This is a genomic window from Arenimonas sp., assembly GCF_036275555.1.
GTDB lineage: Bacteria > Pseudomonadota > Gammaproteobacteria > Xanthomonadales > Xanthomonadaceae > Arenimonas.
On record NZ_DASUDO010000037.1, the window covers coordinates 97,413 to 120,217 of the forward strand.

18 protein-coding genes are annotated in these 22,805 nt (G+C 71.8%); 14 read left to right on the plus strand and 4 right to left on the minus strand.

From position 1 onward, the window contains the following. Positions 1-13 precede the first annotated feature (13 nt). The 3 genes from VFV21_RS09725 to VFV21_RS09735 are packed head-to-tail and all read left to right on the plus strand — an operon-like array spanning position 14 to position 8,788. Positions 14-6,559 (plus strand): Hpt domain-containing protein, encoded by a 6,546-nt coding sequence (locus VFV21_RS09725; protein ID WP_329669226.1) that lies wholly within the window; start codon positions 14-16, stop codon positions 6,557-6,559. Further along, entirely contained in the window at positions 6,552-8,288 is a 1,737-nt protein-coding gene (locus VFV21_RS09730; RefSeq protein ID WP_329669227.1) for a chemotaxis protein CheB, read from the plus strand. The genes VFV21_RS09725 and VFV21_RS09730 overlap by 8 nt, the downstream gene beginning before the upstream one ends. A 23-nt stretch (positions 8,289-8,311) precedes the next feature. Next, positions 8,312-8,788 (plus strand): chemotaxis protein CheW, encoded by a 477-nt coding sequence (locus VFV21_RS09735; protein WP_034213977.1) that lies wholly within the window; start codon positions 8,312-8,314, stop codon positions 8,786-8,788. 1 nt (position 8,789) lies between these two features. Here the strand turns inward: VFV21_RS09735 and VFV21_RS09740 are convergent, their stop codons facing one another. Both VFV21_RS09740 and bioA read right to left on the minus strand, forming a co-directional pair. Next, entirely contained in the window at positions 8,790-9,515 is a 726-nt protein-coding gene (locus VFV21_RS09740) for a 16S rRNA (uracil(1498)-N(3))-methyltransferase (protein ID WP_329669228.1), read from the minus strand. After that, a complete protein-coding gene (gene bioA / locus VFV21_RS09745; protein ID WP_329669229.1) occupies positions 9,512-10,891 on the minus strand; it encodes an adenosylmethionine--8-amino-7-oxononanoate transaminase in 1,380 nt (459 codons plus the stop codon). Before bioA ends, VFV21_RS09740 begins: the two co-directional genes overlap by 4 nt. 76 nt (positions 10,892-10,967) lie before the next feature. Between bioA and nudE the strand changes: the two genes are divergently transcribed. The 5 genes from nudE to VFV21_RS09770 are packed head-to-tail and all read left to right on the plus strand — an operon-like array spanning position 10,968 to position 13,908. Next, positions 10,968-11,552, plus strand: coding sequence for an ADP compounds hydrolase NudE (nudE, locus tag VFV21_RS09750; protein ID WP_329669230.1), 585 nt, complete (start codon positions 10,968-10,970; stop codon positions 11,550-11,552). Further along, positions 11,549-12,349 carry a 3'(2'),5'-bisphosphate nucleotidase CysQ gene (gene cysQ / locus VFV21_RS09755; RefSeq protein WP_329669231.1) on the plus strand — a complete coding sequence of 267 codons (801 nt, stop codon included), beginning with the start codon at positions 11,549-11,551 and terminating at the stop codon, positions 12,347-12,349. The genes nudE and cysQ overlap by 4 nt, the downstream gene beginning before the upstream one ends. Further along, entirely contained in the window at positions 12,342-13,157 is an 816-nt protein-coding gene (gene mazG / locus VFV21_RS09760; protein WP_329669232.1) for a nucleoside triphosphate pyrophosphohydrolase, read from the plus strand. Before cysQ ends, mazG begins: the two co-directional genes overlap by 8 nt. Positions 13,158-13,162: 5 nt before the next feature. Then, a complete protein-coding gene (locus VFV21_RS09765; RefSeq protein ID WP_329669233.1) occupies positions 13,163-13,609 on the plus strand; it encodes a hypothetical protein in 447 nt (148 codons plus the stop codon). Next, a complete protein-coding gene (locus tag VFV21_RS09770) occupies positions 13,606-13,908 on the plus strand; it encodes a DUF962 domain-containing protein (protein WP_329669234.1) in 303 nt (100 codons plus the stop codon). The genes VFV21_RS09765 and VFV21_RS09770 overlap by 4 nt, the downstream gene beginning before the upstream one ends. A gap of 77 nt (positions 13,909-13,985) precedes the next feature. On the opposite strand, the gene VFV21_RS09775 is transcribed toward VFV21_RS09770, so the two are convergent. Continuing rightward, positions 13,986-14,333 carry a DMT family protein gene (locus tag VFV21_RS09775; protein ID WP_329669235.1) on the minus strand — a complete coding sequence of 116 codons (348 nt, stop codon included), beginning with the start codon at positions 14,331-14,333 and terminating at the stop codon, positions 13,986-13,988. 167 nt (positions 14,334-14,500) lie between these two features. On the opposite strand from VFV21_RS09775, the gene VFV21_RS09780 reads away from it, so the two are divergent. The 5 genes from VFV21_RS09780 (at position 14,501) to VFV21_RS09800 (ending at position 20,136) form a co-directional block, all read left to right on the plus strand. After that, the gene (locus VFV21_RS09780) at positions 14,501-15,214 is read left to right on the plus strand and encodes a response regulator transcription factor (protein ID WP_329669236.1); all 714 of its coding nucleotides are present in this window, start codon (positions 14,501-14,503) and stop codon (positions 15,212-15,214) included. A gap of 14 nt (positions 15,215-15,228) precedes the next feature. After that, positions 15,229-16,536, plus strand: coding sequence for a HAMP domain-containing sensor histidine kinase (locus VFV21_RS09785; RefSeq protein WP_329669237.1), 1,308 nt, complete (start codon positions 15,229-15,231; stop codon positions 16,534-16,536). A 95-nt stretch (positions 16,537-16,631) separates the two neighbouring features. After that, positions 16,632-18,122 (plus strand): efflux RND transporter periplasmic adaptor subunit, encoded by a 1,491-nt coding sequence (locus VFV21_RS09790; protein ID WP_329669238.1) that lies wholly within the window; start codon positions 16,632-16,634, stop codon positions 18,120-18,122. After that, positions 18,119-18,847 (plus strand): ABC transporter ATP-binding protein, encoded by a 729-nt coding sequence (locus tag VFV21_RS09795; protein ID WP_329669239.1) that lies wholly within the window; start codon positions 18,119-18,121, stop codon positions 18,845-18,847. The genes VFV21_RS09790 and VFV21_RS09795 overlap by 4 nt, the downstream gene beginning before the upstream one ends. Beyond that, positions 18,844-20,136 carry an ABC transporter permease gene (locus VFV21_RS09800; RefSeq protein WP_329669240.1) on the plus strand — a complete coding sequence of 431 codons (1,293 nt, stop codon included), beginning with the start codon at positions 18,844-18,846 and terminating at the stop codon, positions 20,134-20,136. The genes VFV21_RS09795 and VFV21_RS09800 overlap by 4 nt, the downstream gene beginning before the upstream one ends. A 60-nt stretch (positions 20,137-20,196) precedes the next feature. On the opposite strand, the gene VFV21_RS09805 is transcribed toward VFV21_RS09800, so the two are convergent. After that, positions 20,197-21,384 carry a S8 family peptidase gene (locus VFV21_RS09805; protein ID WP_329669241.1) on the minus strand — a complete coding sequence of 396 codons (1,188 nt, stop codon included), beginning with the start codon at positions 21,382-21,384 and terminating at the stop codon, positions 20,197-20,199. Positions 21,385-21,788: 404 nt separating this feature from the next. Here VFV21_RS09805 and VFV21_RS09810 point away from each other — a divergent pair, with 404 nt between their 5' ends. Beyond that, positions 21,789-22,778 carry an isoaspartyl peptidase/L-asparaginase gene (locus VFV21_RS09810; RefSeq protein ID WP_329669242.1) on the plus strand — a complete coding sequence of 330 codons (990 nt, stop codon included), beginning with the start codon at positions 21,789-21,791 and terminating at the stop codon, positions 22,776-22,778. Positions 22,779-22,805: the final 27 nt, after the last annotated feature.

Consider the following 22,805-nt stretch of genomic DNA (forward strand, 5'->3'; position numbering starts at 1 on the left):
ACAGGACCTCGGCATGAGGCTGCACGAAAACAACGATTTCACCACGCTCACCTGGGTCAAGCCCGAGCTCGACGAGACCCTGCGCCAGGCTCGCCAGGCGCTGGAGGCCTACGTCGAGGAAGGCGAGGACCCGGGCCAGCTCAAGGCCTGCGCCAACTACCTGCACCAGGTGCAGGGCACGCTGCGCATGGTCGAGCTGTACGGCGCCGCCATGGTCGCCGAGGAAATGGAGCAGCTGGCCAAGGCCCTGGTCGATGGCCGGGTCGCCGAACGTGAAACCGGCTACGCCGCGCTGATGCGCGGCATCGTGCAGCTGCCCGATTACCTCGAGCGCCTGCAGAGCGGCCACCGCGACATCCCCATCGTCCTGCTGCCCCTGCTCAACGACCTGCGCGAGCCGCGCGGCGAGAAGGGGCTGTCCGAATCCGTGCTGTTCTCGCCCGACCTGTCGCGCCCGCTGCCGCCCACCGCGGCCGGCCCGGCCCAGCCGCTGGCGCCGGAAGAGCTCAAGCGCCGCGCCGAAGGCATGCGCCACCTGTTCCAGGGCGCGCTGCTGCGCTGGCTGAAGGACGACAACAGCCAGGCCACCATCCGCGACCTCACCGACGTCTGCGAGCAGCTGGTCCCGATCACCGATTCCGAGCATGCGCGCCGCCTGTTCTGGGTCGCCGCCGGCACGCTCGACGCGCTGGCCAAGAAATCCTTCGAAGCCAGCAACCCGCTGAAGCAGGCGCTGGCCAAGGTCGAGCGCGAGATCAAGCGCCTGGCCGAGGGCGGCGACGCCGCTTTCCGCTCCGACCCGCCGCTGGAGCTGACCCGCCAGCTGCTGTATTTCGTGGCGCACGCGCCCACCGACGCCGGCCGCATCGGCGAGATCCGCCAGGTGTTCGGCCTGGGCGAGTACCTGCCCAGCGAATCCGAACTCGCGCACGCGCGCGGCAGCCTCAGCGGACGCAACCGCGCGCTGCTGTCCACCGTCGCCGTGGCCATCAAGGAAGACCTGCTGCGCGTCAAGGACGCCCTCGACCTGCACCTGCGCACGCCGGAGGCCGCGGCCGTCGGCCTGAGCGACCAGGTGGAAGCGCTCGACCGCGTCGCCGACACGCTCGGCATGCTCGGCCTCGGCGTGCCGCGCCGGGTCGTGCAGGACCAGCGCAACGCCATCCACCGGCTGGTCAGCGGCGAGCGCATCGCCGATGAATCGAGCCTGCTCGACATCGCCGGCGCGCTGCTCTACGTCGAGGCGTCGCTGGACGACCAGGTCGCCCGGCTTGGCGAGGCCGACGAGGGCGCCGACGCCCCCAGCGATGAATCGCTGCTGCCCAACACCGAGGCCCGCAAGGTGCTCGAGGTGCTGGTCAAGGAAGCCATCGCCAACTTCGCGCAGGCGCGCCAGTGCTTCGTCGCCTTCGTCGAAACCCATTGGGACCACGCCCAGCTGGCCGACGTGCCGCGCCTGGTCGAGGAAGTCGCGGGTGCGCTGCGCATCCTCGAGCTGGAGGAGGCGCCGCAGTACCTCGCCGCCGTCCGCCGCTTCACCGAGAACGAACTGCTGCGCCGCCACCGCGTGCCGAACGGCCAGCAGATGGACCGCCTCGCCGACGCGCTGGCCAGCCTTGAGTACTACCTCGAAGCGCTGCGTGATCGTCGCCCGAAGCGCGACCAGATCCTGGAAGTCGCGCGCCAGAACCTTGAGTCGCTCGGCTACTGGCCGCTGCCGGCCGAGGACGCCATCACGGCGCCCGCGCCGGTTTACGTCGAGACGCCGCGCGCCGCTGCACCCGTGGTCGCGCCGGTGGCGCCGGCCGCGCCGGAGCCCGAGCTGGAGGTCCTGCCCGAGCCCGTCGAACCGGTGTCCGCCTTCGATGGCGCCATCTTCGATCCGCCGGCCTTTGACGAAGCGATTTTCGAGACTCCCGCGGTGTCGGAGCCGGTCGCCGAGGCCCCGGTCGCGCCTGTGTTCGAACCGGAGGCGCCGGTCGAACTGACCTCGGCCTTCCACCTGCCGGTGGACCTGCCGCCCGCACCGGTCGCGGCCGTGCCGGCCACGCCTGCCGCGCCTGCCGCGCCGGCGCCCAGCTTCGCGCCGCCGCCGCTGCCGGTCATCCCCGGTTTCGACGGCAGCAGCGACGAGATCGACGACGAGATCCGCGAGGTCTTCCTGGAGGAATTCCAGGAGGAAATCGGCAACCTCGAGCAGCTGCTGCCGACCTGGCGCAAGCAGCCCGACAACATGGAGCAGCTGCGGCCGATCCGGCGCGTGTTCCACACGCTCAAGGGCAGTGGCCGGCTGGTCGGTGCCAAGAGCCTGGGCGAGTTCAGCTGGAAGGTCGAGAGCACGCTCAACCGCGTGCTCGACGGCACCCGCACCGCCAGCCCGGCGGTGGTGTCGCTGATCGAGAACGCCTTCAACACCCTGCCGCTGCTGCGCGCCGCGCTGCAGGGCGAAACCGTGCATGCCGACCTGGAGGGCATCCAGGCCCTGGCCGACCGCGTCGCGGCCGGCGAGGAAGTGATGTACCAGCCGCCCCAGGCCGCGATGTCTGCCGCCGCCGCCGCCGCGGAAGCGGCCCCGGTGGTCGAGCTGGCGCCGGAGCCCGTGGCCGCGCCCGAGCCGTCGCTGCCGGAACCGGCCGTGGTCTTCGCCCAGCTGGAAGAAGCCCCGGCCGACGACGCCGGTGGTTTCGCGATCGACCCGGTGCTGTTCGAGATCCTCAAGCCGGAAGTCGCCGGCCATCTCGAGACCGTGGATGCCTGGCTGGCCGCGTGCGCGGCCCGGGGCCCGCAGGCCGTCACCGATCCGCTGCTGCGCGCCGTGCACACGATGAACGGCGCGTTCGCGATGACCGAGGTCACCGCGCTCACCGACGTGACCGCGCCGCTGGAAGGCTTCATGAAGCGCTCGGTCGCCGACCGGCGCATTCCCTCGGCCGAGGGCGTGTCGGTGGTCCGCGATGCGGCCGCCGCGATCCGCGAGGCCATCGTCGCGCTGGAGCGCCCGGGCGGCGTGGTGCCGTCCTTCGCCGCGCTCGCGGCCCGCGCCGCGGCGCTGCGCGACGCGCTGCCGGAAGCCAACGCCCCGATCCCGCTGCATCCGGACGAGCCGACCGGCGTGATGCCGACCCCGGTGCCGATGGAGGTCCCGGACCTGTCCGGCCTGCCCAGCTTCGACGCCGAGGAAGCCACCGCGGAACCGCAGGAGCGCATCTCGCTCGACGCCTTCCTGCAGGATGTCCGCGTCGACGACGCGGCCCCCGCCTTCACCATCAACGAAGAATTCAACGTCGGTCCGTCCGCCGAAGAACTCGCCGCCGCCGAAGCCGCGCTGGCCGCCGCCGCTGCCGAGGCGGAAGCCGCCGAGGCCGCTGCGGCCGCGGAAGCCGCTGCCGCTGCTGAAGCCGCTGCCGCTGCTGAAGCCGCTGCCGCTGAAGCCGCTGCCGCTGAAGCCGCTGCTGCCGAAGCCGCTGCCGCTGAAACCGCTGCCGCTGAAACCGCTGCCGCCGAAGCCGCTGCCGCCGAAGCCGCTGCCGCCGAAGCCGCTGCCGCCGAAGCCGCTGCCGCCGAAGTCGCTGCCGCCGAAGTCGCTGCCGCCGAAGCCGCTGCCGCCGAAGCCGCTGCCGCCGAAGCCGCTGCCGCCGAAGCTGCCGCCGCCGAAGCTGCCGCCGCCGAAGCCGCTGCCGCTGCCGCTGCCGCTGAAGCTGAAGCTGAAGCTGCTGCTGAAGCTGCTGCCGCTGAAGCTGCTGCCGCTGAAGCCGCTGCCGCCGAAGCCGCTGCAGCCGAAGCCGCCGCCGCCCTGCCGGCCGAGGATTTCTACGGCATGACGATCGAGGAGCTCGAGGCTCTGACGTCGCCCGCCGACGAGTCGGTCACCGAAGACACGGCCGCCGCCGCCGAAGCCGCTGCTGCCGCGGAAGCCGCCGCTGCTGAGGCTGCCGCTGCCGAAGCCGCCGCTGCTGAAGCTGCCGCTGCTGAAGCCGCCGCCGCTGAAGCCGCCGCTGCTGAAGCCGCAGCTGCCGCCACCGCGGCCGCAGCCCTCGCCGCGGCCACGCAAGCCGCCGATGAGCCCGAAGCCCAGGCCAACAGCCAGGTCCCGATGGCCCAGGACCCGGACGATCCGGACGCCGAGCTCGACACCAGCGACATCGACGTCGACCTGCTCGACATCTTCCTGGAGGAATCGGCCGACCTGCTCGACCATTCCGACAGCCTGCTAGCCGAGCTGCGCGACCGCACCACCGACCGCGAGCTCGTGGTCGGCCTGCAGCGCGACCTGCACACGCTCAAGGGCGGTGCCCGCATGGCGGGCATCTTCCCGATCGGCGAACTCGGCCACGCGATGGAGTCGCTGCTCGAGGTCGTCGCCGAGGGCCGGCGCGAACTCGACCAGACCGGCGTGGTCGTGCTCGAGCGCGCCTTCGACCGCCTGCACGGCATGGTAACCCGCGTCGGCGAGCGCAAGGCGATCGCGCTGCCGGCGAACCTGATCGGCCAGATCGACGCGCTCGCCAAGGGCCGCGCGCTGGAGGCAGGCACCGCCGCTGCCCCGGCCGCCCCCGTCGCCGAGCGTCCGGCCACCACCGCGCTGGACCGCCAGGCCGCGGCCGCCGAGGAAGCCGCCGTCACCCGTCCGGTGTTCGCGCCCAGCGCGGGCGCGGCGGGCACGATGGCGCCGCTGTCCGCCCCGATCGATGCGCTCGACGAGGGCGAGGACATCGGTGGCGTCCGCGCCCCGCAGGAACAGGTCCGCATCCGCGCCGACCTGCTCGACCGCCTGGTGAACTACGCCGGCGAAGTCGCCATCTACCGCGCCCGCCTCGAGCAGCAGCTCGGCGCGTTCCGCTCGAACCTCGGCGAACTCGGCCAGACCACCACCCGCCTGCGCGAACAGCTGCGCAAGCTCGACATCGAGACGGAAGCGCAGATCATCGCGCGCTACCAGCGCGAGGGCGAGGCCAGCGACGAGCAGTTCGATCCGCTCGAGCTCGACCGCTTCACCACCCAGCAGCAGCTGTCGCGCTCGCTGGCGGAGTCCGCGGCCGACCTGGTCAGCCTGCAGGGTTCGCTCGACGACCTGACCCGCCAGTACGAAACCCTGCTGCTGCAGCAGTCGCGCGTGAGTTCGGACCTGCAGGAAGGCCTCATGCGCACGCGCATGGTGCCCTTCGACGCGCTGGTGCCGCGCCTGCGCCGCGTGCTGCGCCAGTCGGGCAGCGAGACCGGCAAGCAGGTCAACCTCAAGGTCGATGGCGCCAGCGGCGAAATGGACCGCAACGTCCTCGACCGCATGACCGCGCCGCTGGAGCACATGCTCCGCAACGCCGTCGCCCACGGCCTCGAGCTGCCGGCCGACCGCAAGAAGGCCAGGAAGCCCGAGGAAGGCCTGGTCCGCGTGCAGGTGCAGCGCGAAGGTTCCGAAGTCGTGCTCAAGATCAGCGACGACGGCCGCGGCCTGGACAAGGAAGCCATCCGCAGGAAGGCGATCGAGCGCGGCCTGCTCAAGCCCGACGCCGAGGTCTCCGACGCCACGCTCTACGGCTTCATCCTCGAGACCGGCTTCTCCACCGCACAGACGGTCAGCCGCCTGGCCGGCCGCGGCGTCGGCATGGACGTGGTCTACAGCGAAATCCGCCAGCTCGGTGGCTCGCTCAGCATCGAGTCCGAAGTCGGCAAGGGCAGCACCTTCACCATCCGCCTGCCGTTCACCCTCGCGGTCACCCAGGCCGTGTTCGTGAAGATCGGCGACACCAGCTTCGCGGTGCCGATCGCCTCGGTGCAGGGCGTGGGCCGCATGAGCCGCGCCGAGCTCGACAAACAGCTCGCCACCGAACACCCGAGCTTCACCTACGCCGGCGAGTCCTACGCCATCCACGACCTGGGCACACTGATCGGCCACGCGCCCGCCAAGGCGCAGGACAGCCTGCAGATGCCGCTGCTGCTCGCCCGCTCCGGCGACCTGCGCGCCGCCATCTGCATCGACCAGGTGCTGGGCAGCAAGGAAATCGTGGTCAAGCCGGTGGGCCCGCAGGTCAACTCGATCCCGGGCATCTTCGGCGCCACCATCATGGGCGACGGCCGCGTCGTCGTGATCCTCGACGTCGCGCCGCTGGTGCGCCGCCAGGCCAGCATCGACCGCAGCATCGAGCTGGTGCCGGCCGCGCCGGCCCCGGCCGCCCGCCGCATCCCGGCCGTGATGGTGGTGGACGACTCGATCACCATGCGCAAGGTCACCGGCCGCGTGCTCGAGCGCCACAACATGGAAGTGCTGACGGCGAAGGATGGCGTGGACGCCATCGAGAAGATGGCCGAGCGCGTGCCCGACCTGATGCTGCTCGACATCGAGATGCCGCGCATGGACGGCTACGAGCTGGCCCAGAACATGAAGTCGGACCCGCGCCTGAAGGACGTGCCGATCATCATGATCACCTCGCGTACCGGCGACAAACACCGCCAGCGCGCCTTCGACATCGGCGTGAACCGCTACCTCGGCAAGCCCTACCAGGAAGTCGAGCTGATGCGGAACGTGTTCGAGATGCTCGGCATGGAGCCGGCCAATGCTTGAGTCGCCGGTCCGCGTCGCCCTGCTGGCCCGCCCCGGTGATGCCCGCGACCAGCTCCGCCGCGCCCTCGCGGAGCTAGGTGCACAGCTGGTCGCCGAGGGCGATCCGGCCGAGCTCGATCCGGGCACCGTCGCCTCCGAGAAGCCGACCGTGGTGCTGGTCAGCCTGGAGCCCGCGGTCGAGGAATCGCTCGAGCGCTTCGACGACCTGCTGGCCGCGCCCGGCATCGAGGTGATGTACGACGACGCCGAGGTCACCCGCGGCCTCGACGGCTGGGACCTCGCGCGCTGGGCCCGCCACCTCGCGGCCAAGCTGGTCGGCTCCGACCTGCTGCCGCCGGCGCCCAGCGATGCCGACCACCTGCCGGTCGTCGACCTGTCCATGGAGCCGGGCGCCCCGCGCACGCCGGCCCAGGAAATGGACCACGAGAAGCTCGAGGACTACGCCGCCGAGTCGCTCGACCTGTCCGAGTGGGTGCCGACCAATCCGTCGCTGGCCGCCGAACCGGTGCCGGCCGCGCCCGAACCCGCGGCGGCGCCCGAGCCCGAGCCCGAGGCCAGCATCGATCTCGACCTCGGCGACCTTGAGCAAGCCCTCGGCCGCGTCGATGCCCCGGTGGAAGCCTCACGCGCGCCGGAACCGGCCCTCGAGGACCTGGAGTTCGACGCCAGCAGCTTCGACATCGATCTCTCGGCGCTGCCGGACGAGAACGCGCCGATGCCGACGCTGGACGAAGCCGATTCCCTGTCCCTGACCGACGACGCCGGCCAGGAAGCGCCGCTGCTCGCCGACATCGAACTCGACGGCGGCCCGGTGAATTTCTCGTCGTTCAGCGATGACGACGCCGCCCATCCGGACAGCGTGGACGACGACGTCGCCGCGCTCGCGGCGCAGCTGGAAGCCTTCGAAGCCCAGGACCAGCGCCCCGAGGCGCAGGAGCCGGACTTCGCCACCGACTTTGGCCACCTGGACGACGTGCCGGCCGCGGAGGCGCCCGCGGCGCCGGCGCCCACGCGCGCGCCGGCCACCGGGGGTTCGATGTTCGCTTCGCTCGAGCTGGTGCCGATGGATGGCGCCGAGGCGGCCCCGTCGCCGCCGCCCCCGCCGGCCGAAGCGCCGGTCGTGTCGTTCAAGCCCAGCGCGGCGGGTGCCGCCCTGAGCCTGGTCGACGAAGCCAGCGCCGAGGGAGTGGGCCAACACCGTGGCGCGAGCGCCGGCGTGCTGCTCGTGCTCGCCGGCCTCGGCGGCCCCGATGCGGTGCGCCAGCTGCTGTCGGCGCTGCCGCCGTCGCTGCCGGTTCCGGTGCTGCTCTACCAGCACCTCGATACCGGCAAGCACGATCGCCTCGTCGGCCAGCTCGCCAAGGCCAGCCGCCTGCCGCTCGACCTCGCGGTCGAGGGCCAGCTCGCCCATCCGGGCCGCGTCGCGGTGCTGCAGCCCGGCACGGGCGTGTCCCATCGAGACAACCGTTTTGAGTTCACCGTCAACGGCGGCCTGGCCGACGTCGTGGCCGCGCTGCCGGCCGCCGACAGCGTGGTGCTGGTGCTCAGCGGCGCCGACCCGTCGGTCGTGCCCGCGGTGCTGGCGCTCAAGGACGCTGGCGCGGTCGTGCTGGCCCAGGACCCCGGCACCTGCTTCGACGCCGTGGCCGCCGAGCAGGTCATCGCCGCCGGCGCCGTCCCGGCCGGCCATGCCGACCTGGCGCGCCTGACCATTGATTGCTGGAACTGAAGCAAAGGATCCGGAGTAGACCCATGAATGCCCAGCGCGACATCCGAGGCGTGTTGATCACCGTTACCCAGGGCCGCCTGCTGCTGCCCAACGCCAGCGTCGCCGAGGTCATCACCTACTCGGAGCCGGAGCCCCTGGGCGATGCCCCGGAGTGGCTGCTGGGCCGCGTCCGCTGGCGCGGCTGGCGCCTGCCGCTGCTGTCGTTCTCGCGCCTGGCCGGCTGGTCGGGCGAAGACGGCCAGATGGGCGCCAAGGTGGCCGTGCTCAAGGCGCTGGGCAACAACCCCAAGCTGCCGTTCTTCGCCGTGCTGTCGCAGGGCTTCCCGCGCCTGGTCACGGTGTCGCGCGCCGCGCTGGCCGAATCGCAGGAGCTCAAGGAGCTGCCGCTGGGCGTGCACTCGCGCGTGACGCTCAACGACGACCCGGCCGTGGTGCCCGACCTGCTGAGCATCGAGCTGCTGATCCAGAAGGCCCTCGACCAGGCCCAGGTCGCCGCCTGAGCTACAGGTCGCCCAGGCGCGATTGAAGCGCCGCGATCGCCGCCAACCCCGCCGTCTCGGTGCGCAGGATGCGCGGCCCCAGGCGCAATCCCTTGAAGCCCGCCGCGCGCAGCGTCGCCAGGTCGCGCTCGGACAGCCCGCCTTCCGGCCCCACCACCAGCGTCACCGCGTCGGTCGGCGGCAGCGCCGCGAGCGTCAGTTCGCCGTCGGGATCCAGCATCAGCTTCAAGCCCGCATGCGTGCCGCCGGCCCACTGCGCCAATCCCAGCGGCGACGCCAGCGACGGCACCCGCGCGCGCCCGCTCTGCTCGCAGGCCGCCACCAGCACGCCGCGCCAGTGCGCCAGGCGTTTTTCAGCGCGTTCGGCGTCCAGCTTCACTTCGGTGCGCTCGGTGTTGATGGGCGCGAAGGCGGCGACGCCGAGTTCGGTGCCTTTCTGCAGCACCAGGTCCATCTTCTCGCCGCGCGCCACGCCCTGGGCGAGGGTGATGGCGAGCGGCGATTCGTTCGCCAGCGCCCGCGCGCCCAGGACTTCGGCCTCGGCGCCGCGCTTGCCCACGGCCACCAGGCGCGCGTCGTAGTCGTGGCCGTCGCCGTTGAACAGCACCACGGCATTGCCCACGCCCAGCCGCAGCACGCGGACGAGGTGGCCGGTGGCGGTTTCGGACAGCGTCGCGGTGGCGCCAACCGACAGCGGCGCGTCGACATGGCAGCGGATGGTCCTCATGCGCGGGTCGCCTCTTCGATGGCCGAGGTGGTGACGGCGGCCAGGTGCAGGAGTTCCTCTTCGCCGACGCAGTAGGGCGGCATCCAGTACAGGATGTCGCCCAGCGGACGCAGCACCACGCCGCGTTCGATCGCGTGGCGGTAGGCGCGCAGGCCGCGGCGGTCGGCGGCGGGGAAGGGCGTCTTGCCGCGACCGTCGGCGGCCAGTTCGATCGCCAGGATCATGCCGGTCTGGCGCACGTCGGCCACGTTCGGGTGTGCGGCCAGCGGCGCGGCCAGCGCGGCCATGCGCGCAGCGGTGCCGCGGTTGCGCGCCAGCACGTCGTCGCTGTCGAAGATCGCCAGCGAGGCCAGCGCGGCGGCGCAGCCGAGCGGGTTGCCGGTGTAGCTGTGCGAATGCAGGAAGGCGCGTTCGCGCGAATCGTCGAGGAAGGCCTCGTACACCGCCGCGGTGGTCAGCACCGCCGACATGGGCAGGAAGCCGCCGGTGAGGCCTTTCGACAGGCACAGGAAATCCGGCGAGATGCCGGCCTGCTCGCAGGCGAACAGCGTGCCGGTGCGGCCGAACCCGACCGCGATCTCATCGGCGATCAGGTGCGCGCCGTGGGCGTCGCAGAGCTCGCGGGCGCGCCGCAGGTAGGCCGGGTGGTGCATGCGCATGCCGCCGGCGCACTGCACCAGCGGCTCCAGGATCAGGGCGCTGACCTGGCCGGGGTGGGCCTCGAAGATCGCCGCCAGCTGGTCGGCGCGCCGCAGCGCGCAGGCTTCGGCGCTTTCGCCCGGCTCGGCCTCGTAGGCGTCCGGCGAGGGCGCGAACAGCGGCTCGAGCAGCAGCGGCGCGTACACCCGCCGGTACAGCGGGATGTCGCCCATCGACAGCGCGCCCAGGGTTTCGCCGTGGTAGCCGTTGCCCAGCGCGATGAAGCGCGTGCGGCCGGGGTCGCCGCGGTTGGCATGGCTGTGGAAGCTCATCTTCAGCGCGATCTCGACCGCGGCCGAGCCGTTGTCGCCGTAGAACACCCGCGAGAGCCCGGCCGGCGCCTTCGCCAGCAGGGCTTCGGCCAGGGCGAGGCCGGGGGCGTGCGAGAAGCCGGCGTAGATCACGTGCTCGAGCTCGCGCGCCTGGGCCGCGATGGCCCCGGCGATGCGCGGCTCGGCGTGGCCGAACAGGTTGGTCCACCAGCTGCTGACGGCGTCGAGGTAGCGCATGCCGTCCACGCCCTCGAGCCAGGCGCCGCGGCCGCGGCGGATCGGCACCAGCGGCAGGGTGCCTGGGTGTTCCTTCATCTGGGTGCAGGGGTGCCAGACCGCGGCGAGGTCGCGCGCGCGCCAGGCGGCGGCCTCGGCCTGGCGGGCGGTGTCGGTGTTGGTATCCATGCGCGGATGATCCGGCCCGCGGCCCGGCCTGTCCATGGACACGGCAACCATCACGGCCAGCGGCTAGAATCGGGGCATGTCCGAACCCGCCGACCGATCCCCGCCGCCCGCCAGCGCGCGCCCGCTGCCCGTCATCCACGCCCGCGAGGAGCACGGCGCCGAGGGCGCCCGCCGCGAGCACCTGGACCTGGAGTTCAGCAACGGCGAGCGCCGTCGCTACCACCGCGCGCTCAGCAGCGGCCACGGCTCGGTGATCATCGCCGCGGTGCCCGACCCCGAGCACGTGCTGCTGATCCGCGAGTACGCCGCCGGCGTGCACCGCTACGAGCTGGGCCTGCCCAAGGGCCGCATGGACGCCGGCGAAACCGTGCTCGAGGCGGCCAACCGCGAGCTGAAGGAAGAGGTGGGCTTTGGCGCCCGCAAGCTCACCGCGCTGCGCGCGATCACGCTGGCGCCCACCTACATGAACCACGAGATCCACCTGGTGCTGGCCGAAGACCTCTATCCGGAGCGGCTGCCCGGCGACGAGCCGGAGGAACTCGAGGTCATTCCCTGGCGCCTGGACCGACTGCATGAGCTGATGCTGCGCGACGACTGCTCGGAGGGCCGCTCCCTGGCCGCCCTGTTCATCGTCCGCGAAGTGCTGCGGGGGCGCGCGTGAGCCCACTGCGGGCGGGCTGCCTCGCGCTGGCGGTGGAGGCGGGCGCGGCGATCCTCGCGGTGTACGCGCAGGACTTCGCGGTCGAGCACAAGGACGACGCCTCGCCGCTGACCCAGGCCGACCTGGCCGCGCACCGCATCCTCGCCGCCGGCCTGCGCGCGCTGGCGCCGGACATCCCGGTGCTGAGCGAGGAAGACGCCGGCGTCCCCTGGTCCGAACGGCGCACGTGGACGCGCCACTGGCTGGTGGATCCGCTGGATGGCACCCGCGAGTTCGTGAAGAAGAACGGCGAGTTCACCGTCAACATCGCCCTGGTCGAGCACGGCCGGCCGGTGCTGGGCGTGGTGTATGCGCCGGTGCCGGGCCAGCTGCTGCACGCCGAGGCTGGCGAGGGCGCCTGGCTGCGCACCGACGCCGGCGACGTCGCGGTCACCACCCGCCGCCCGGCCGCGCTGCCGCTGCGGGTGGCCGCCAGCCGCTCGCACCTGGACCCGCGCACCGCCGCCGCGCTCGAGCGCATGGGCGAGACCGAGCGCATCGGCCTGGGCTCCTCGCTGAAGTTCTGCCGTATCGCGGAGGGGCTGATCGACGTGTACCCGCGCTTCGGGCCCACCAGCGAATGGGACACCGCGGCCGCGCAGTGCGTGCTCGAGGAAGCCGGCGGCGCCGTGCTGCGCCTCGACGGCCAGCCGCTGGACTACAACCGCAAGGAGTCGTTGCTCAACCCCGACTTCATCGCGCTGGGCGACCCTGCGCTGCCCTGGCGCGACTGGCTGGAGGCCGCCGCCCATGGCTGACATCCGCGAGCTGATCGAAATCATGGCCCGCCTGCGCGACCCGGAGCGCGGCTGCCCCTGGGACGTGAAGCAGGACTTCGCCAGCGTCGCGCCCTACACGATCGAAGAGGCGTACGAAGTCGCCGACGCGATCCAGCGCGGCGACATGCCCGAGCTGCGCGACGAGCTGGGCGACCTGCTGCTGCAGGTGGTGTTCCATTCGCGCATGGCCGAGGAAGCGGGGCACTTCGCCTTCGACGACGTGGTGGCCGCGATCAACGACAAGCTGGTGCGCCGCCACCCGCACGTGTTCGGCGACGCGGCCGCGCAGGCCGACGCCGAGGCGCAGCTGGCGAACTGGGAACAGCTCAAGCGCGCCGAGCGCGCCGAACGCGGCGAGCAGGACATGAGCGTGCTCGCCGGCATCACCCGCGGCCTGCCCGAGTGGCAGCGCGCGGTGAAGCTGCAGAAGCGCGCGGCCACGGTCGGCTTCGACTGGCCGGGCCCGGCGCCGGTGATCGCCAAGCTGCACGAGGAAATCGAAGAGGTGCGGGTCGAGTTCGACGCCGTGGCCGCCGGCGACGAAGCCGCCCGTGACCGGCTCGAGGACGAGCTGGGCGACGTGCTGTTCGTCGTCGCCAACCTCACCCGCCACGCCAAGGTCGATTTCGGCGCCGCCCTGCGCCGCGCCAACGCCAAGTTCGAGCGCCGCTTCCGGCGCATGGAGCAGCTGGCCGCCCAAGAGGGCCTGGACCTGGCGCAGCTCGACCTCGACGCCCAGGACGCCTACTGGAACCGCGCCAAGCGCGAAGAAAAGCCCGTCCCATGAGCCGCATGCGATCGACCGCAACCGGGTTGGCCGGCGCCACGGCCTCGGTACTGGGCCAGCCCGTCGCCGTGTTCGGGTTCATGATGCTGTTCCTGCTCTTCGGGTGGGCGGATAGCATCGAGGCCAATACCTACCGGCCCGCGCCGCTCTGGCTTTATTTCGCACTGCTGGCCGCCGTGGCCGCCGTGCGGTTGGCCTTTTTCCGGTTCGTGCACCGGGTGCGCTCGGCCCGGGGCCGCCAGCTGCTGGACCAGGCCTACTGGCGGGCCGAGCTGATCTGGTTTGGTACCTTGCCGTTCACGCTGGCGTTCTGTGTCGGCGTCGAGGGCAACCTGTTCGGCTTCTTCGTGTTCCCGCTCTTCATGGCGACGGCGGTAACATGCTTCATGGTCCGGCGCTCGCTGCTGCGCCAGAACCTCGAGCAGGCCTACCAAGCGGGAGCCCTTCAATGAACCGGTTTGCGACCTTCAGCGAGTTCTATCCGTACTATCTCGGCGAACACGCCAACCCCATCTGCCGCCGGCTGCACTTCGCCGGCAGCTGCGTCGCGCTGGGTTTCCTGGCCGCCGCGATCGTCACGCTGAACGCCTGGTGGCTGCTCGCCGCCCTGGTCAGCGGCTACGCCTTCGCCTGGGTCGGCCACTTCTTCTTCGAACACAACCGCCCGGCGACGTTCAAGCACCCGCTGTATTCCTTCGCCGGCGACTGGGTGATGTTCAAGGACATGCTTACCGGCCGCATCAGGTTCTGATCCGCTCCTTGTGGGAGGGACTTCAGTCCCGATGTTTTCCGGCGAAAGGCCTCGGGACTGAAGTCCCTCCCACAGGGTCAGTCGAGGAAGAGCAGGAAGGCGGCAACGACGATCAGCGCGAAGCCGGCGAGGTGGTTCCACTTGATTTGCTCGCCCAGGTACCAGATCGAGAATCCCGCGAACACCAGCAGGGTCAGGATTTCCTGGATGCCCTTGAGCTGCGGCGCCGAGTAGACCGCGTGGCCCATCCGGTTGGCCGGCACCTGCAGGCAGTACTCGAAGAAGGCGATGCCCCAGCTGGCGAAGATCACGATCCAGATCGGGCTGGTCTTGAACTTCAGGTGCCCGTACCAGGCGAAGGTCATGAAGATGTTGGAAAAAAGAAGCAGCAGGACGGGCGTGGCGTAGGCACTGAAATTGGGCATGGCGTCGGGCCGGGCGGGGGCGGGAAGAGGCCGGCGGCACTGGCCGCCGGGCTGGCCAAGGGTAGCGTTGACGCCGCCTTGCCGGGGGCTTCACACCCGGCTCACCGGGTGGGGCGTGTAATCTTCACAAAGCTGAAGACATCCCCTTCACATCCCGGAGATACCCCATGCGACGCGATGACCCGGCCGGCCTGATCCTGGTGGTCGAAGACAACCGAAACCTGTCCGAGATGGTCGGCGAATACCTGGAGTCCAAGGGCTTCGGCGTCGACTACGCGGGCGACGGCATGGACGGCTACCGCCTCGCCGCCGACAACAGCTATGACGTGATCGTGCTCGACCTGATGCTGCCGCGCCTGGACGGCCTGGAAGTCTGCCGCCGCCTGCGCAACGAGGCCAAGAAGTCGACCCCGGTGCTGATGCTGACCGCCCGCGACACCCTCAACGACAAGGTCAACGGCCTCGAGGCCGGCGCCGACGACTACCTGGTCAAGCCCTTCGCGATCCAGGAGCTCGAGGCCCGCGTGCGCGCCCTGATCCGCCGCGACCGCCGCCAGGTCAGCGCCGAGGTGCTGAAGGTGGCCGACCTGGTGCTCGACACCGCCAGCCTGCGCGTCACCCGCGCCGGCCAGGAGATCGCGCTGTCGCCGATCGGCCTGCGCCTGCTCACGATCCTGATGCGCGAGTCGCCCCGCGTGGTCACGCGCCGCGACATCGAGCGCGAGATCTGGGGCGACGGCCTGCCGGATTCCGACACCCTGCGCAGCCACCTCTACAACCTGCGCAAGGCCATCGACCGGCCGTTCGACCGCCCGCTGCTGCACACCGTGCAGACCGCCGGCTACCGCATCGCCGACCTCGACGCCCCGCCGGCCGGCTGAGCGGCGGACCAGGGATGGCCACCGCACGCTCCGGGCTCCGCCGCAAGATCTGGGTCGCCTTCATCCTGCAGGCGGCGGCGATCAGCTTCGCCGCCGTGCTGGGTGTGTACGGCGCCTCGGCGGTGCTCAAGCACGTGCTGATCCAGCGCGCGCTGCAGGAGGAGGCCACGCACTACTGGCAGCGCCTGGCCAGCGATGCGCAGGCCCAGGTGCCGGACACCTACAACATGACCGGCTTCCTGGTGCCCGCCGGCGGCAGCCAGGCGGCGCTGCCCGAGAAGCTGCGGCCGCTCGACGTCGGCTTCCACGCCCTGTCGCGGGCCGAGGGCGGCTCGCTGGTGCTGGTCGAACGCGACCGCAACGGCCACATGCTCTACCTGCTGTTCAAGCAGGAACAGGTCGACAGCCTCGCGTTCTGGTTCGGCGTGACGCCGCTGGCGATCGTGCTGGTGGTGATCTACGTGATCGCCTGGAGCACCTACCGAACGTCGAAACGCGCCGTGTCGCCGGTGATCTGGCTGGCCGGGCAGGTGCAGCGCTGGGACCCCAAGCATCCCGAGGCCAGCGCGCTGCGGCCCGAGAACCTGCCGGTGGACGTGGAGGGCGAGACCCTCGTGCTGGCGTCCTCGCTGCACGATTTCGCCAGCCGCATCGAAAGCTTCGTCGAGCGCGAGCGCGATTTCACCCGGGACGCCTCGCACGAGCTGCGCACCCCGCTCACCGTGATCCGCGTCGCCGGCGACATGATGGAGGCCGACGAGAACCTCAGCCCGCTGTCGCGCCGCGCGCTCAAGCGCATCCAGGGCGCCGGCCGCGACATGGAGGCCCTGATCGAGGCCTTCCTGATCCTGGCCCGCGAAGGCGACACCGGCCTGCCGGACGACGACTTCGCCGTCAGCAGCGTGGTCGAGGAGGAAGTGGACAAGGCCCGCGTGCTGGTCGCCACCAAGCCGGTCGAACTGCGGCTGGTGAAGGAGGACGACTTCCACCTGCATGCGCCCGCCCGCGTGCTGTCGGTGCTGCTGAGCAACCTGTTGCGCAATGCCTGCCACTACACCGACCAGGGCAGCGTCACCGTCTACCTGCGCCGCGGCTCGATCGCGGTGGCCGACACCGGCGTGGGCATGACGCCGGATGAACTGGCGCGCGTGTTCGAGCCGTTCTACCGCGGCGGCGACCGCAAGAAGGACGGGCAGGGCATCGGCCTGTCGATAGTGCAGCGCCTGTCCCAGCGCTACGGCTGGCCGGTGCGGCTCGAGAGCGAGGCCGGCAAGGGCACCGTCGCCACGATCAGTTTCCCGCTGCTGCCGCCGATGCCCTGAGTCCCGCCTCCCGGATCGTCGCGCGACGTCAACGCGCGGCGCGCCCGTGCGTTATCTCCCCACCCGCCACTGCCTTTACTGAATCCGGAGCCACGATGTCGCTTGCCCAGCCCACCGCCCGCCCGTTCCGCCGCCTGGCCCTGGTCGCCGCGGTGCTGGGCCTTGCCGCCCTGGCCTGGTGGGCCTGGAGCGCGCGCACGCCCGAAGCCGGCGGCGGCTTCCGCACCGGCGCGGTCGATCGCGGCGACGTGCGCGTGGTGATCTCGGCCACCGGCACCCTGCGCGCCACCACCACGGTGGACGTCGGCTCGCAGGTGTCCGGGCAGATGCAGGAGGTGCTGGTCGACTTCAACGACCGCGTCGCGAAGGACCAGCCGATCGCCCGCCTCGACCCGGCGCCGTTCGAGAGCCGGGTGAAGCAGACCGAGGCCGATCTCGCCAGCGCGCGCGCCTCGGTGAACGAAGCCCAGGCCACGCTGAAGAACGCCGAGGCCGACTACGTGCGCAAGTCCGACCTGGCCGCGCGCCAGCTGATCGCCCGCAACGAGCTCGACCTCGCGCTGGCCGCGCGCGACCAGGCCCGCGCCCGCGTGGTCTCGGCCCAGGCCGGCGTGCAGCAGCGGCAGGCCGCGGTGGACAACGCGCGGCTCGACGTCAGCTACACCATCATCCGCTCGCCGGTGGACGGCGTGATCCTGCTGCGCGCGGTCGAGCCGGGCCAGACGGTGGCGGCCAGCTTCCAGACGCCGGTGCTGTTCCAGATCGCCGAGGACCTGGGCCAGATGCAGATCGACCTGAGCATCGACGAGGCCGACGTCGGCCAGATCCGCGAGGGCCTGCCGGTCTCGTTCACCGTCGACGCCTTCCCCGACCGCCAGTTCCAGGGCGAGGTGAAGCAGGTGCGGCTGTCCGCGACCTCCACCGCCAACGTCATCAGCTACCCGGTGGTGGTGCAGGTCGACAACCGCGACCAGAGCCTGCTGCCGGGCATGACCGCCAGCGCCGAGATCGTGGTCAGCCGCCGCGAGGGCGTGCTGCGCGTGCCGAACGCGGCGCTGCGCTACACGCCGCCGGACGTGGACGCCGCGGCCGCGCCGGGCGCGGGACGCGGCGGCTTCGGGCAGGACCTGCCGCGGGTGGCCGACGCTCTGCAGCTCGACGCCACCCAGCGCGCGGCCTTCGACGCGGCGCTGGCCGAGGTGCAGGAGCGCGCCGCGGCGCGCGCGGCCGGCCGCCAGGCCGCGGCCGCCGCGGGCGGTGGACGTCCGCCGGGCGCCGGGCAGGGCCCCGCGCCGGGAGCCGGCGGGCCGTCGCCCGAAGCGATGCGCCAGCGCATGGCCGAAGCGCTCAACCGCAGCTTCGCCGACTTCCGCGCCACGCTGTCGCCGGAGCAGCAGAAGCGCTGGGATGAAGAACTGCGCGCCCTCGCCACCGCCCGCCGCGGCGTGGTGTGGGTGCTCGACCAGGGCCAGCCGCGCGCGGTCGCCGTGCGCCTGGGCGCCTCCGACGGCACCGTCACCGAAGTGTCGGGCGAGCTGGCCGAGGGCGATGCGGTGATCACCGGGCAGGAGCGCCCGGCGGCATGACGGCCACGACGACCGGATCGCGCACGCCGATGATCGAGCTGGTCGGCCTGCGCAAGGTGTACTCGCCAGGCACGCCGGCCGAAGTGGTGGCGCTGCGCGGCGTCGACCTGGTGGTGCCGCGCGGCGAGTTCCTCGCCATCATGGGCGCCTCGGGCTCGGGCAAGTCGACGATGATGAACATGATCGGCTGCCTCGACCAGCCGAGCGCCGGCACCTACCGCTGCGACGGCGTCGACGTCGCCACGCTCGACGCCACGCAGCGCGCCAAGCTGCGGCTGGAGAAGATCGGCTTCGTGTTCCAGGGCTTCAACCTGCTCTCGCGCCAGACCGCGCTCGAGAACGTGATGATGCCGCTGGTGTACTCGAACGTGCCGGTGGCCGAGCGCGCGCCGCGGGCGCTGGCGGCGCTGGCCGAGGTGGGCCTGGCCGACCGCGCCGGGCACCGCCCGAACGAACTTTCCGGCGGCCAGCAGCAGCGCGTCGCCATCGCCCGCGCGCTCATCAACCAGCCGCCGCTGCTGCTGGCCGACGAGCCCACCGGCGCGCTCGACTCGCGCACCAGCGAGGAGATCATGGCGCTGTTCGAGCGCCTGCAGGCCGGCGGCCGCACCATCGTCATCATCACCCACGAGCGGCCGATCGCCGAGCACGCCGACCGCATCGTGGTGATGCACGACGGCCAGCTGCACGCCGATGGCTGGGTCCCGAAGGAGAACGCGGCATGACTTTCCCCGACGTGCTTCGCTCGGCGGTGTTCTCGCTGCGCGGCAACTTCATGCGCAGCATCCTGACCGCGCTGGGCGTGATCATCGGCATCGCCGCCGTGATCGTGATGGTGTCGGTGGGCCAGGGCACGCAGAGCGAGCTCGACCAGATGATCTCGCGCCTGGGCTCGAACCGGCTGGAGGTGTTCGCCTCTTCGTCGCGCCAGGGGCCGGTGCGCGGCGGCGCCGGTTCGGCCGCCAGCCTGACCGACGAGGACGCCGAGGCGATCCGGAACGAGATCCCCGAGGTGCAGTACGTGGCCACCTCGATCCGCGGCGGCGGCCAGGTGGTGTTCGCCGAGAACAACTGGTCCACGCGCTGGGAGGGCGTCAACGCCGACTATTTCCCGGTCAACGACTGGGAGTACGCGCTAGGCAACGGTTTCACCGCCCGCGACTTCAGCTCGGCCGCCAAGGTGGTGGTGCTGGGCGAGACCGTGCGCCGCGAGCTGTTCGGCGACGCCGATCCGGTGGGCGCCACCATCCGCCTCGGCCGCGTGCCGCTGCGCGTGGTGGGCGTGCTGGTGCCGAAGGGGCAGGGCAACTGGGGCCAGGATTCCGACGACCTGATCATCGTGCCGCTGGAAACCGGCCGCCGCCGGCTGGCGCCCGCCGCCGCCGCGGCCAGCACGCCGGCCACCGCCACGCCCGCCGCGGGCGCCGCGGCGGCGGTGCCGCGCCAGGCCAGCACCGTGCAGCAGATTTCGGTGAGCGTGGGCCGCGCCGAGGACCTCGCGTACGTCGAGGAGGAGCTCAACGCCCTGCTGCGCCAGCGCCACCGCATCGCGCCGGGCGCGGAGGACGACTTCGCGGTGCGCAACATCGCCGAGATCGTCAGCACCCGCACCCAGACCACGCGGCTGATGTCGCTGCTGCTGGGCGCGGTGGCCAGCATCTCGCTGATCGTCGGCGGCATCGGCATCATGAACATCATGCTGGTGTCGGTGACCGAGCGCATCCGGGAGATCGGCCTGCGCATGGCGGTCGGCGCCGGGCCGAAGGAAATCCAGGCGCAGTTCCTGGCCGAGGCCATGCTGATCTCGCTGGGCGGTGGTTTCATCGGCATCGCGCTGGGCGTGGGCGGCGCGCTGCTGGCGAGCAAGTTCGGCGCACTGCCGGTGATGCTCGATGCCAAGGTGGTGCTGATGGCCACCGGCTTCTCGGTGGCGACCGGTTTGTTCTTCGGGTTCTACCCGGCGCGCAAGGCGGCGCGGCTCGATCCGATCGAGGCCCTGCGCCACCAGGGCTGAGGCAATGCCTCCCACTGGGGAAGCCGCCGGGGCGGACGAGCCGCCCCGGGGCTGGGTGGATCAACGCGTGTACAGCAGGCGGTTCGGCGAACCGGTGAGGATGCCGGTCAGGCGGCCGGTGGTCGCCTTGGCATAGATCGCATTGCGCACCGTGGCCGGCGACGCGCCCGGGTTCGTGGACAGGTACAGCGCCGCGGCGCCAGCGACGTGCGGCGACGCCATCGAGGTGCCGCTGATGGTGTTGGTGGCGGTGGTGCTGGTGTACCAGGCCGAACGGATCGAGCTGCCCGGCGCGAAGATGTTCACGCAGGTGCCGTAGTTCGAGAACGAGGACCGGGCGTCGGTGGACGTGGTCGAACCGACCGTGATCGCGTTGGCGACGCGCGCCGGCGAGTAGTTGCAAGCGTTGGAGTTGTCGTTGCCCGCGGCCACCACCACGGTGACGCCGGCGTTGATCAGGTTGTTGGTCGCGGTGTCGGTGGCCGAGGACGCACCGCCGCCGAGGCTCATGTTCGCCACGGCCGGCTTGACGTGGTTGCTGGCGACCCAGTTGATGCCCGCGATGATCGTCGAGTTGGCGCTGCCGCCGGTGCAGCCGAACACGCGCACCGGCACCAGGCGCGCCTGCTTGGCCACGCCCCAGGTGGCGCCCGCGACGGTGCCGGCGACGTGGGTGCCGTGGCCGTTGCAGTCGCTGGTGCCGCGGCCGTCGCTGATGGCGGTGTAGCCCGACAGCACGCGGCCGCCGAAGTCGCTGTGGCTGCCGAGGATGCCGCTGTCGATCACGTACACGCGCACGTTCGACGCCGTGTAGTCGTAGATGTAGCTGCCGTTGAGCGGGCGGTCGCGCTGGTCGGAGCGATCCAGGCCCCAGGTCGCGCCGGTCTGGGTGGCGCCGATGTAGGACATTTCATCCTCTTCGACGTAGTCCACGCGCGGGTCCTTGAGCAGGCGCTGGATCTGCTTCTCGGTCGCCTCGACGGCAAAGCCCTGCAGGGCGACGTCGTACATCTGGTGCGGCCGCAGCTCGAAGCGGTCGGACAGGTCGACCGCGGCGTTGGCCACCGCCATCGACATGGCTTCGCGGCCATTGCGCGCGTTGGCGGGCAGCACGAGGCTGTTGGGCTTGAGCACGACGATGTAGCTGTTCTTGATCGGATGCTCGGCGCGGCGCAGCTCGGACGCGAGGGTGGACGTGGTGCCGAGCGCGAGGGCAAGGCCGAGCGCGAGCAGGTTGGCGGACTTCATGGTGTGACTCCCCGAATGGTTCGAACAGGTGGTGGTTGGGCTGGGTGCCCGCGTCGGTCCTTCCCCTGTCGGACCGGCCCGCGGCTTCCGGTCGGCGTCTCGCCGTGTCCTTCGTCGCTTGGCCTGGCCGTGGATAGGGGACGCCTGCGGGGGCTGTCAACGCCCCGTGTACGGCGTGGCGCATGCTGCGACGCGGCGACCGCGCTGCACCATCGTTGCCAGGTGCGCTGCTGCGGCCTCGACCCGTGAAGGCCGCCGCAGCGCAGCACGCGTGCACGTGCCCGGGCCGGGCGTGAATTGCTGCTTTGCCGCAGGAAATATGCGCGGCCTGCACGGGCGTGCACGGGGCCTTCGCCCGGCCCGGCTAGACTGTGCGTCCGCGTCCTTTCCCGAGGTCTCCGCCCATGATCCGCACCCTGCTCGTGCTCGCCGTCGCCCTAGCCGCGCCGGCCTTCGCCGCGCCGCCGCCCACCGCCCTGGTCCTGCACGGAGGCGCCGGAGTGATCGAGCGCAGCGCGCTGTCGCCGGAGGACGAGCGCGAGGTGCGCGCGGCGCTCGACCGCGCCCTCGACGCCGGCCAGGCGGTGCTCAAGGACGGCGGCACGGCGCTGGACGCCGTCACCGCGGCGATCGTGGTGCTGGAGGAGTCGCCCTGGTTCAACGCCGGCAAGGGCGCGGTGTTCAATGCCGAGGGCGGGCACGAGCTCGACGCCGCGATCATGGAAGGCCACACGCGGCGGGCCGGCGCGGTGGCGGGCGTGCGCACGGTGCGCAACCCGATCCGGCTGGCGCGCGCGGTGATGGAACACTCGCCGCACGTGATGCTGGCGGCGGGTGGCGCCGAGGCCTTCGCCGATACGCGGCCGGAGATCGAGCGGGTCGCGCCCGACTGGTTCGACACCGACCGCCGCCGCGAGCAGCTCGAGCGCGCGCAGGAGCGCGAGCGCGCGGCGCTGGTTCCGGCGCCGGGTGCGTACTTCGGCACCGTGGGCGCGGTGGCGCTGGATGCAAGCGGCCACATCGCCGCGGCCACCTCGACGGGCGGAATGACCAACAAGCGCTGGGGCCGGGTCGGCGATGCGCCGGTGATCGGCTCGGGCACCTGGGCCGACGCCGAGTGCGGCGTGTCCGGCACCGGCTGGGGCGAGTTCTACCTGCGCACCGCGGCGGCGCACGCCATCTGCGCCCGGGTCGGCCTGCGCGGCGATGCGCTGGCGACCGCCGCGCACGCGGTGATCAACGAAGAGATCGTCGCGCTCGGCGGCGACGGCGGCGCCATCGCCCTCGACCGCCGAGGCAACATCGCCATGCCCTTCAACACCAGCGGCATGTACCGCGCCTGGCTCAAGCCCGACGGCACCCGCGGCACCGCCATCTTCCGCGACGACAAATGAACCAGGTTCATTTGATGGCGGCGGGTT

Bases quoted from the DNA above. Each gene is read 5' to 3' on its own strand.
- VFV21_RS09725 (WP_329669226.1), top strand. From the start codon at position 14: ATGAGGCTGCACGAAAACAACGATTTCACCACGCTCACCTGGGTCAAG.
- VFV21_RS09730 (WP_329669227.1), top strand. From the start codon at position 6,552: ATGCTTGAGTCGCCGGTCCGCGTCGCCCTGCTGGCCCGCCCCGGTGAT.
- VFV21_RS09735 (WP_034213977.1), top strand. From the start codon at position 8,312: ATGAATGCCCAGCGCGACATCCGAGGCGTGTTGATCACCGTTACCCAG.
- VFV21_RS09740 (WP_329669228.1), bottom strand. From the start codon at position 9,515: ATGAGGACCATCCGCTGCCATGTCGACGCGCCGCTGTCGGTTGGCGCC.
- bioA (WP_329669229.1), bottom strand. From the start codon at position 10,891: ATGGATACCAACACCGACACCGCCCGCCAGGCCGAGGCCGCCGCCTGG.
- nudE (WP_329669230.1), top strand. From the start codon at position 10,968: ATGTCCGAACCCGCCGACCGATCCCCGCCGCCCGCCAGCGCGCGCCCG.
- mazG (WP_329669232.1), top strand. From the start codon at position 12,342: ATGGCTGACATCCGCGAGCTGATCGAAATCATGGCCCGCCTGCGCGAC.
- VFV21_RS09765 (WP_329669233.1), top strand. From the start codon at position 13,163: ATGCGATCGACCGCAACCGGGTTGGCCGGCGCCACGGCCTCGGTACTG.
- VFV21_RS09770 (WP_329669234.1), top strand. From the start codon at position 13,606: ATGAACCGGTTTGCGACCTTCAGCGAGTTCTATCCGTACTATCTCGGC.
- VFV21_RS09775 (WP_329669235.1), bottom strand. From the start codon at position 14,333: ATGCCCAATTTCAGTGCCTACGCCACGCCCGTCCTGCTGCTTCTTTTT.
- VFV21_RS09780 (WP_329669236.1), top strand. From the start codon at position 14,501: ATGCGACGCGATGACCCGGCCGGCCTGATCCTGGTGGTCGAAGACAAC.
- VFV21_RS09785 (WP_329669237.1), top strand. From the start codon at position 15,229: ATGGCCACCGCACGCTCCGGGCTCCGCCGCAAGATCTGGGTCGCCTTC.
- VFV21_RS09790 (WP_329669238.1), top strand. From the start codon at position 16,632: ATGTCGCTTGCCCAGCCCACCGCCCGCCCGTTCCGCCGCCTGGCCCTG.
- VFV21_RS09795 (WP_329669239.1), top strand. From the start codon at position 18,119: ATGACGGCCACGACGACCGGATCGCGCACGCCGATGATCGAGCTGGTC.
- VFV21_RS09800 (WP_329669240.1), top strand. From the start codon at position 18,844: ATGACTTTCCCCGACGTGCTTCGCTCGGCGGTGTTCTCGCTGCGCGGC.
- VFV21_RS09805 (WP_329669241.1), bottom strand. From the start codon at position 21,384: ATGAAGTCCGCCAACCTGCTCGCGCTCGGCCTTGCCCTCGCGCTCGGC.
- VFV21_RS09810 (WP_329669242.1), top strand. From the start codon at position 21,789: ATGATCCGCACCCTGCTCGTGCTCGCCGTCGCCCTAGCCGCGCCGGCC.